Source organism: Streptococcus sp. k-402 (genome assembly GCF_013277515.1).
GTDB lineage: Bacteria > Bacillota > Bacilli > Lactobacillales > Streptococcaceae > Streptococcus.
Map to the genome: position 1 here is coordinate 40,989 of NZ_VMNB01000012.1, position 10,235 is coordinate 51,223.

A 10,235-nucleotide genomic window follows, 5' to 3' on the forward strand; every position below is an offset into this window, starting at 1 on the left:
CGGCTTCCGAAGGCAGGAGAAAAGGCAGTAAACTGCTTTTCTATCCCATTATATCCAACGACACCTGGAGAATATTTATTATATTTATCTCTTATTAAAAATGGGAGGTTTTTATACTCGGTGGAGTTCTTACCTGCACGTTCATTTTGAGATTTAGGATCATAATCTGTATTATCCGAAACCTTCTCGTCACGATTGGCACGTGTACGTCCTTTAACAAGCATGAGCATGTACCTGAAACGACGGTCTAGGGCTTGTTCGTGCACATAGATGTTGTCTAAAGCATCCCCGCCAAGCATACCACCTTGTTCTTTTGTACCCTTTTCTTTATCAAGCCAATGCCATCCAGTGAAGTATCCCTGTTCGTTCTTTCTACCGATAACGAATTTACCAGGATTCCCTTCTTTATCAATGGCACTCCAACCACCAAAATCATGGAGTTCTCGGATTTCACCTGGTTCTAAGTTCAGAGCATCACCAAGAGTGTTCATATTACGCAAGTAAGAACGTTCATTATTTTGGAAGTCGTCTGGCATATTTTTTACAATATCCCATAATTGTTCGAGAGTCAGATTTTCCTTAGGAGCATCAAATGTTAAGTTGGCATTCTTATCATCCCCACCCTCTTCTCCATCTTTAGGTACATGTACCCCAGGCTGATTGTCTTTTACTGTGGCACCTTTACGATTGGCATCCAGTAAAGCTGGATCAGTATCTGCTTGGTCTGAACCTCCCTCATTTCCAGAAGTCGGCTCTGATTCAGTTCCTGTAGCTCCACTCGATGGATTACTTGCATCCTCATCAGGTAATTCTCTTTTACTACGAGTACGAGGTTTCGTACTTTCTGGAGCTACTAGCGGATTTTCAGCTACGGGAGCATTATAGGTGTTTGCTGCTGCATCAGTATTGCTGAGGTCAGCCTTGTTTCCTGCCTCTCCATTTCCAGACCGCTCTGGATCTGTCGGGTTTGCTGCCCTCTCAGATTCCCTCGCTGACTCCACACCCTCAGCATGAGCAATCCCAGCCCCCATCAAAAGATAGAGCGCCCCTATAACAACACTAGCTGCACCGACACTTACTTTTCGTATACTGTATTTTAATTGTTTTTCTGGACTATTCATGCCCGCCTCCATATATATATATATATATATATATTATTCTACTATTTCTACATAATAGAATACAATTTCATCTAAATATTATACACCAGTCGGCTGTAAATTTCAAACTTTACGAATGGCAGATTAGGATATAGACGACTCTTTTTACTGAGATCAAAGCTAAGCTAGGAGCCCTTCATCAGTCCACAAACGTCAAAAGTCACTTTTATATCGATAGTCTACCCAAGAAATATAGTAATACGTCCATATCCAAGAGTCAGTTACATAAGGGACTGTGTTATACGGAAATAGAAGATTTTTTGACTTCAAGCGCCTATAAAATTTAAGTGTAGTGGCGACGGAGAAGAAAGAAACCCAACTGATTTACAAGCAAACAGCCTTACTATTTTTAAACTTTTCCCTTTCTTTTCCGAATAAATAGATAGAAGCATCAAATCTAGCAAATTAGATTAAAAAATGTGCTATAATGAAAGGAGAGGAAATATGATTCTCAGACATCCGGGCATTAGCCCGACCAACGATTTGGTTGCTAAGAAAATTTTTAGCAATCCAGAAATCACTTGTCAATTTATTCGCGATATGCTGGATTTACCAGCCAAAAATGTAACCATTTTGGAGGGGAGCAATATTCATGTCTTACCTTCCCTGCCCTACTCGGCACAGGACTTCTATACCAGTATAGACGTCTTAGCGGAGTTGGACAATGGGACACAGGTTATTATCGAAATACAAGTCCATCATCAGAATTTTTTCATCAATCGTCTGTGGGCTTACTTGTGCAGTCAGGTCAATCAAAATCTTGAAAAAATTCGCCAACGAGAAGGTGATACACATCAGAGTTATAAACACATCGCACCAGTATATGCTATTGCAATTGTGGATAGTAATTACTTCTCAGATGACTTGGCTTTCCACAGTTTCAGCATGCGAGAGGACACGACGGGTGAAGTCTTAACCATCACAAGTAACGGTCAAGAAAACCATTTGGTTAAGATGGCGTTCTTAGAACTAAAAAAATATAGAGAAACCAGCAAAGATAGCGTTCGCAAACCGTGGTTGGAGTTTTTCGGGAATAAGCCCTTTACCCAGCAACCCGAGCGAGCCATCAGCCAAGCAGACCAACTGCTGGACTACAAGAGCTGGTCCGAGGAGGACAGGAAGATGTTTAGTCAACTACGTATGCGAGAAGAACAAGCCTTGTTAGCGCAGGACTATGCCTTGGAACAAGCTGAGGAGAAAGGATTAGAGAGAGGTCGTGCAGAAGGCATTGAGCAGGGACTGGAGCGTGGAAAACTTTTTGCCTTCCTAGATATGGTCCGCCAAGGTCTTCTAACACCTGAGGTTGCCAGCCGACAGTTAGGAATGACCGTGGCTGAGTTTGAAGCCTTGCTAGAAGATTATCACCAATAACGGTAAAGAAAACCATCTGGTCAAGATGGCATTCTTAGAACTAAACGTCTAGTCACAGATTACTCAAAACACTGTTTTGAGGTTGTGTATAAAGATACTGGGTAAAAGTCTTCTCATAATAAAACGTTTGGTATCAATGTTTTATTATGAGAAGATTTACTTTTTTACTGAGATTGAATTTTCCCTAGCCTCAACATCATATAAACCCCAAATTCAATCTGACCTAGTTTGAAAAGATTTTCGAAGCAGATAAGGTTTTACTAAAACTAAAAAAAATGATATAATCAAACTGATTAAATGTTTTAAAAATAAAGGAGAATTTTAATGTCTTACCAAGAAAATTACCAGAAATGGGTTGATTTTGCGGAGCTTCCTGACTACCTTCGTCAAGATTTGGAAAATATGGACGAAAAAACAAAGGAAGATGCCTTCTATACAAATCTTGAATTTGGTACTGCAGGTATGCGTGGCTTGATTGGTGCTGGTACAAACCGCATCAACATCTACGTTGTTCGCCAAGCTACTGAGGGATTGGCTCGTTTGATTGAGTCTAAAGGTGAAAACGAAAAAGAACGTGGTGTAGCAATCGCCTACGATAGTCGTCACTTCTCACCTGAGTTTGCCTTTGAATCTGCGGCAGTTCTTGCTAAACACGGTATCAAATCTTATGTATTTGAAAGCCTTCGTCCAACTCCAGAACTATCATTTGCAGTTCGTCACCTCAACTGTTTCGCAGGTATCATGGTCACAGCTAGCCACAACCCTGCTCCATTTAACGGTTACAAGGTTTACGGTGAAGACGGTGGACAAATGCCTCCACACGACGCGGACGCTTTGACTACTTATATCCGTGCAATCGAAAATCCATTTGCAGTTGAAGTTGCTGATGTGGAAGCTGAAAAAGCTTCTGGCTTGATTGAAGTCATCGGCGAGGCTGTTGACGTAGAATACCTTAAAGAAGTTAAGGACGTAAACATCAACCCAGCCTTGATTGAGGAATTTGGTAAAGACATGAAGATTGTCTACACACCACTTCATGGTACTGGTGAAATGTTGGCTCGTCGTGCTCTTGCCCAAGCAGGATTTGACTCTGTTCAAGTCGTTGAAGCGCAAGCAACTGCTGACCCTGACTTCTCAACTGTAAAATCTCCAAACCCAGAAAGCCAAGCAGCCTTTGCCCTTGCTGAAGAACTTGGTCGTCAAGTTGGTGCAGATGTTCTTGTGGCAACTGACCCAGACGCTGACCGTATGGGTGTTGAAGTTCTTCAAAAAGATGGTAGCTACCTTAACCTATCAGGTAACCAAATCGGTGCTATCATGGCCAAATACATCTTGGAGGCCCACAAAAACGCTGGAACTCTTCCTGAAAATGCAGCCCTCTGCAAATCTATCGTATCAACTGACTTGGTAACGAAGATTGCTGAAAGCTACGGCGCAACCATGTTCAACGTTTTGACAGGATTCAAATTTATCGCTGAAAAAATCCAAGAATTCGAAGAAAAACACAATCACACTTACATGATGGGATTTGAAGAGAGCTTCGGTTACTTGATTAAACCATTCGTACGTGATAAAGACGCTATCCAAGCCGTTCTTGTCGTGGCTGAACTTGCTGCCTACTACCGTTCACGTGGTTTGACACTTGCTGACGGTATCGAAGAAATCTACAAAGAGTACGGCTACTACGCAGAAAAGACTATCTCTGTTACCCTTTCAGGTGTCGATGGTGCTGAACAAATCAAAGCGATTATGGCTAAATTCCGTAACAATGCTCCAAAAGAATGGAACACAACAGCTATCACTGTCGTAGAAGACTTCAAAGCTCAAACAGCTACTGCTGCTGACGGAACTGTTACAAACTTGACAACTCCTCCAAGTGATGTGTTGAAATACACACTTGCTGACGGTTCATGGATTGCCGTTCGCCCTTCAGGTACAGAACCAAAAATCAAGTTCTACATTGCAGTTGTAGGTGAAACCAACGAAGAATCACAAGCTAAAATTGCTAACATCGAAGCAGAAATCAATGCTTTTGTAAAATAAAATCCTATAAAAGATGAGACAGACCAATCTCATCTTTTTTTCGTATCAAATCTAAGCAATTTTAGAAACTTTATGGCATACTAGACATATCAATGAAAGCGAGGTAATCTCATGGAACAATTTTTAGATAATATCAAAGACCTTGAAGTCACTACAGTAGCGCGTGCGCAAGAAGCTCTTGATAAAAAAGAAACTGCAACCTTCTTTATCGGTCGCAAAACTTGCCCTTACTGCCGTAAATTTGCTGGTACCTTGGCAAGTGTCGTAGCTGAAACTAAAGCTCACATCTACTTCATCAACAGTGAAGAGCCAAGCCAACTCAATGAGTTACAAGCATTCCGCTCACGCTATGGAATTCCAACTGTACCAGGCTTCGTTCACATTGCAGATGGACAAATCAATGTCCGTTGCGACTCTTCAATGTCAGCACAAGAAATCAAAGATTTCGTAGGATTGTAAAAAATCAGCTAACAAGTTTTAAAATCACAAAAACGCATAATGAAGCCGAAGAACGCTTTGTGAAGCACATAGATTTTTAGGATACGACAAAAATGTTGTATCCTTTTTTGTATCCCTTTTTTAAAAATAGGGTCTGTTTTAGGCTCTGTTTGTGACTCCTTTTTTCGCAAAAGAATACAAAAGACAAAAATAAAAAACGTTGATTTAACAACGTTTTACCAAGGAATGCAAAAGAATGCAAAGGAATAATGGAGCCGGTGGGAGTCGAACCCACGTCCAAACACCTGCCAACATATTTGTCTACAACCATAGGTTATGTATTAGTTTAACAGTCCCTCGACACATAACTCAAGCCTAGAAACTGCGAGTCTATCAATCTCTTATCAAGCCGCTAGACAAGACTTAATCGTATCTCGCTAATAATAAGACCTGTCATTGAACACGAGCAATCCAAATCGGGTCACGCCTGCTGGTTTTTAGGCAGCTAGAGCGTAAGAAGTGTTATTTTTTGCAGTTATATTTAACTGAGCGTTTACGTCGCCACACGAGTCGCAAAATATGCCTCATAATGCCTGTCGAATCCGTAACGACCCCAAAAGACAATAAAACCATTATACCTTATCTAACTCAAAAATGCAAAAAGGAAATCAACTAACTACACAAGATAGTCTTTCAAGGCTTTGGTCAAAACCTGATAACCAGTAACACTAAGGTGCAGTCCATCAGTTGTATATTCTTTTTTGAGTTGGCCTGCTTGGTCTGTCAAACTATCAAAAACTGGCACAAATTCCACCTGCATATAGGCCGACGCAAGCTTTTGATAGGTTTGATTCCATTTCTGAATTTTTTCATTCGTGCGGATATAGACTGTCTGCTTATATTCCTCTCCCTCATTGACTGGCAAAATAGAAAGCAATTTAATCTCTGTCAGTGGGTAATCGCGAACAATGGATTGAATGATAGCTTCGAGATTATTGAGCACCTCATTCACCGGCACATCTTTTCCGATATCATTTGTCCCAATCAAAAGGACAATTTTATCTACTGCTCCACCGTACAGATGCGCATCTAGATTTTCTAGTAACAGCCCTGTCTGATAACCTCTAATACCTCGATTGACAATCGTCTTTGAAGTACCAAACAACTCCTGCAGAGGATAATATTCGACAATGGAATCCCCAATAAAGAGAATATCTGGCTCTACAACTGAAACCTGATTTAGGTGACGATACTTGGTTTGGATTTTTTCTTGTTCCTTTAGTAACCAATTTTCTAATAACTGTACTGCCACTTCATTCTCCTTTTTCTAACCAGTTTTCCAAGACTTGATAAACTCCTCCTTGGCTGTTGGCTGGCGCTAGAGCAGTCGCCACAGCTTTGGCTTTGTCATCAGCATTTTCCATCGCATAGGCAATTCCAGCCATTTCAAGCATTTCAACATCATTTTCACTGTCACCAAAAGCCATGATTTGTTGGGCTTTCAAGTCCCAACGCTTGAGTAATTCTTCCAAGCCCCATGCTTTATGAATTCCAGCTTGGAGGATATCAATGCAACCATAGCCACTCGATACAGCCCGAACACGGCCATCAAAGAGGTCATTGATTTCTTCCAAGACCGAATTCAAACGTTCCTCACCAACAACCATACTCATCTTGAGCACACCACCAAAGAGGTCAGATGTTAATTCATCCACAAACTGCATCCGTTGATAGAATTTTTCAATCATTTCTGGAGTCATAAAACTTTCAAGATCTGTAAAAATAGTACCTTCCTTGACGAAACCACCCTTCATCCCCGTTACCACAAACTGGTCCTGACACGCTCGACCCTTGAAATGAGCCAAAGCCTTGTCAACAATGGCGTCATCCCATGTCTGAGCCTGAATCAGTTCATTGTTTTCAAAAATACGAGCACCGTTGGCAACAACCAGAACCACTCGATCCACCAAGTGCCCCAGTAGTTGCCTCATGCGGTGAATTTCATTGCCCGTCGCGATGACAAAACGAATGCCCCTTTGATCCAACTGATCTAAAATCTTTTCCAAGCGTGGGAGATCCAGCTGGCCTCTAGCATCCAGCAAGGTCCCATCCATATCTGTCGCAATTACTTTAATCGTCATTTACTTCCCTCTGGATTCAAGCTATTCCCACTTCAATCCCACATGTTCGTTCATTTCTTTATAGGCTGTATCAATTCGTTCCTTAGTCGCTTCATCTAATTGGTCACGATGACTGCCACCCTCTATAAAATCTTCCAAGATATAGGTTTGATAATGATATAAAGGATAGCCTTCTGGTGAAAAGGTTCCCTTTGGTGTTCGATTGACCCAAGTAGGATGAGCTTTAGCTGTTCCGATAGTTGTTTTTCCATCCTTCTTCTTGATGGTCACGTCCATGAGAACGCCACGTTCAGTCCACTTAGCATTTTCTTCATCTCCCATAGATTCAATTCGTTGATTGGAAATGAAGTTCCCCATTGAATAGATAATGAGTTTCTTTTCTCCATCTTTTTCAACAATTTCAGATGGCTCCACAACGTGTGGATGCCCTCCAAAGATGATATCCGCCCCCCAATCAATCATCTTGTGATAAAGAGCCTTTTGTTCCTCAGTTGGTTCCAATCGATACTCAACACCCATCTGAGGCATGATAATGGTGATATCCGCTTCCTTTTCCGCCCGTTCAATTTCAGCCTTCATCTTATCTTCGTTTAAATCTGAAAGATAACGATTATAGTCTTCCTGAGAAATATACTGCTCAATTCCATTGAAACCATAGGAATAGGCCAAAAGAGCAACCTTGATACCATTCACTTCCTTAATGACCAGCGGAGCCTGATCACGTGGCTCGTGCGTATAAACTCCGATTGGAGTGATTCCAGCTTTCTCAATAATATCGGCCGTTGAAATAACTCCCTCAATTTGCGAATCCAAAATATGATTATGAGCTAAATCTAGCACATGATAACCTGCATCCTTAATGGCATCCATAACTTCAGCAGGAGCATTAAAGAGAGGATAACCCGCTAAATAATGATCCTTATTAATGGTTCCTTCAAAGTCACCAATAGCTAAATCTGCTTGCTTAAGCCAAGGAGTCACATACTCAAAATTCTCATGAAAGTCATAGGTACCGTCTTCTTTTTTAGCTGAAAAGAAAAGTCCATCGTGGTAGAGCAAATCTCCGTTGGCCATAATTCTGGCAGATTTTTCCTCTTCCTGCTCCTGAGACTTTTGCTTAGTCCCTTCTTGAGAAATAGTATCTCGTTTTTGACTGGTCAGAGGCATGCCTTGGAAACTTTCAACCAACAAGACCAAGCCCATTGATAAAGCAACTGCTAGCAAGAGTACCGCCACAAATCCTTTATTGCTCCACCTGCGATAACTCCTAAAAAAGTTTACCAAGCCCTTCATAAAACGAAAAGCTAAACCACCCTGATTTCTATCTTGTCTTCTTTTCATCTTCATTCTCCCTACTTTCTTATGCAAGCCTTTTCTTTTTATTATATCATAGATAAGTAATTCTTTCACAATTGATACTCTTCGAAAATCAAATTCAAACCACGTCAGCGTCGCCTTACAGTACTCAAGTACAGCCTGCGGCTAGCTTCCTAGTTTGCTCTTTGATTTTCATTGAGTATGAATTGAACATCCTATCTATTTTCTATAAATCCTAAAGGCTGTAATACTTTCAATCCTTGTCATTTTGTGTTATCATGTAGAGGTAATGAAAGGAGAGAAAATGTCTGCTATAGAACGTATTACAAAAGCTGCTCACTTAATTGATATGAACGATATTATCCGCGAGGGGAATCCAACTCTACGCGCGGTTGCTGAGGAAGTCGCTTTCCCCCTATCTGACCAGGAAATCATTCTTGGTGAAAAGATGATGCAATTCCTTAAACATTCCCAAGATCCTGTCATGGCTGAAAAAATGGGGTTACGCGGTGGGGTTGGACTTGCTGCTCCTCAGTTAGATATCTCAAAACGCATTATCGCTGTTTTGGTGCCTAATATTGTTGAAGAAGGTGAAACTCCGCAGGAAGCCTACGACTTACAAGCCATTATGTACAATCCAAAAATCGTCTCTCACTCGGTTCAAGACGCTGCTCTTGGCGAAGGAGAAGGTTGCCTCTCTGTTGACCGCAACGTGCCTGGCTATGTGGTGCGCCATGCTCGCGTCACTGTTGACTACTTTGACAAGGATGGAGAAAAACACCGTATCAAACTCAAAGGCTACAACTCCATCGTTGTTCAGCATGAAATTGACCACATCAACGGAATCATGTTTTACGACCGTATCAATGAAAAAGACCCATTTGCAGTTAAAGATGGTCTACTAATTCTTGAATAAAGAAAATCCCGTTGCAAGACGGGGTTTTGTGTTATAATAGAGGCATGAAAACAAATGATATTGTCTACGGCGTCCACGCCGTTACCGAAGCCCTACTTGCAAATACTGGAAACAAACTCTACCTCCAAGAAGACCTCCGAGGTAAAAATGTTGAAAAAGTCAAGGAACTGGCTACAGAAAAGAAAGTGTCCATTTCTTGGACTTCAAAAAAATCCCTCTCTGAGATGACTGAAGGTGCTGTTCACCAAGGTTTTGTTCTACGAGTGTCTGAATTTGCCTATAGCGAGCTGGATAACATCCTTGCAAAAACACGCCAAGAAGAAAATCCACTTCTATTGATTCTGGATGGGTTAACTGACCCTCACAACCTAGGCTCCATCTTAAGAACCGCTGATGCGACCAATGTTTCAGGTGTCATCATTCCCAAACACCGTGCTGTCGGAGTAACTCCTGTCGTTGCCAAAACGGCCACAGGTGCTATTGAACACGTTCCAATTGCCCGAGTAACCAATCTGAGCCAAACTCTGGACAAACTCAAGGATGAAGGATTCTGGACCTTTGGAACGGATATGAATGGTACTCCGTGCCACAAGTGGAATACAAAAGGGAAAATCGCCCTCATCATCGGAAATGAAGGAAAAGGTATCTCTAGTAACATCAAAAAACAGGTTGATGAGATGATTACCATTCCGATGAATGGACATGTTCAAAGTCTCAATGCCAGTGTTGCTGCAGCCATTCTCATGTACGAAGTTTTTCGAAATAGACTATAAAAAAGTTTCCAGTCATCTGATTGGAAACTTTTTATGATTATCTAGGAAGCTAGCCGTAGGTTGCTCAAAGCACTGC

8 protein-coding genes, 1 other RNA gene and 1 pseudogene are annotated in these 10,235 nt (G+C 41.4%); 5 read left to right on the plus strand and 5 right to left on the minus strand.

The features are described 5' to 3' along the window. Positions 1-1,016: 1,016 nt before the first annotated feature. Positions 1,017-1,133 (minus strand): annotated as a pseudogene (locus HT724_RS10425) (YSIRK-type signal peptide-containing protein); the annotation flags it as partial. A 471-nt stretch (positions 1,134-1,604) separates the two neighbouring features. On the opposite strand from HT724_RS10425, the gene HT724_RS08240 reads away from it, so the two are divergent. The 3 genes from HT724_RS08240 (at position 1,605) to HT724_RS08250 (ending at position 5,033) form a co-directional block, all read left to right on the plus strand. Further along, positions 1,605-2,531: an Rpn family recombination-promoting nuclease/putative transposase gene (locus HT724_RS08240; RefSeq protein ID WP_173276404.1), complete on the plus strand. Its 927-nt coding sequence runs from the start codon at positions 1,605-1,607 to the stop codon at positions 2,529-2,531. 324 nt (positions 2,532-2,855) lie between these two features. Next, positions 2,856-4,574: a phospho-sugar mutase gene (locus HT724_RS08245; protein ID WP_173276405.1), complete on the plus strand. Its 1,719-nt coding sequence runs from the start codon at positions 2,856-2,858 to the stop codon at positions 4,572-4,574. Positions 4,575-4,685: 111 nt separating this feature from the next. Further along, positions 4,686-5,033, plus strand: a complete 348-nt coding sequence (locus HT724_RS08250) for a PedC/BrcD family bacteriocin maturation disulfide isomerase (RefSeq protein WP_173276406.1) — start codon at positions 4,686-4,688, stop codon at positions 5,031-5,033. Between the two features lie 246 nt (positions 5,034-5,279). Here HT724_RS08250 and ssrA read toward each other — a convergent pair. The 4 genes from ssrA to HT724_RS08270 all read right to left on the minus strand — a co-directional run bounded on the left by ssrA (position 5,280) and on the right by HT724_RS08270 (position 8,494). Beyond that, positions 5,280-5,627: a transfer-messenger RNA gene (ssrA, locus tag HT724_RS08255) on the minus strand. Positions 5,628-5,688: 61 nt separating this feature from the next. Next, positions 5,689-6,324, minus strand: a complete 636-nt coding sequence (locus HT724_RS08260; protein ID WP_173276407.1) for a GDSL-type esterase/lipase family protein — start codon at positions 6,322-6,324, stop codon at positions 5,689-5,691. Between the two features lies 1 nt (position 6,325). Next, the gene (locus tag HT724_RS08265; protein ID WP_173276408.1) at positions 6,326-7,153 is read right to left on the minus strand and encodes an HAD family hydrolase; all 828 of its coding nucleotides are present in this window, start codon (positions 7,151-7,153) and stop codon (positions 6,326-6,328) included. 21 nt (positions 7,154-7,174) lie between these two features. Further along, entirely contained in the window at positions 7,175-8,494 is a 1,320-nt protein-coding gene (locus HT724_RS08270; RefSeq protein ID WP_173276409.1) for a CapA family protein, read from the minus strand. 280 nt (positions 8,495-8,774) lie between these two features. Between HT724_RS08270 and def the strand changes: the two genes are divergently transcribed. Both def and rlmB read left to right on the plus strand, forming a co-directional pair. After that, positions 8,775-9,386 carry a peptide deformylase gene (def, locus tag HT724_RS08275; protein ID WP_173276410.1) on the plus strand — a complete coding sequence of 204 codons (612 nt, stop codon included), beginning with the start codon at positions 8,775-8,777 and terminating at the stop codon, positions 9,384-9,386. A gap of 44 nt (positions 9,387-9,430) precedes the next feature. Next, positions 9,431-10,159: a 23S rRNA (guanosine(2251)-2'-O)-methyltransferase RlmB gene (gene rlmB, locus HT724_RS08280; RefSeq protein WP_023944296.1), complete on the plus strand. Its 729-nt coding sequence runs from the start codon at positions 9,431-9,433 to the stop codon at positions 10,157-10,159. Positions 10,160-10,235 lie beyond the last annotated feature (76 nt).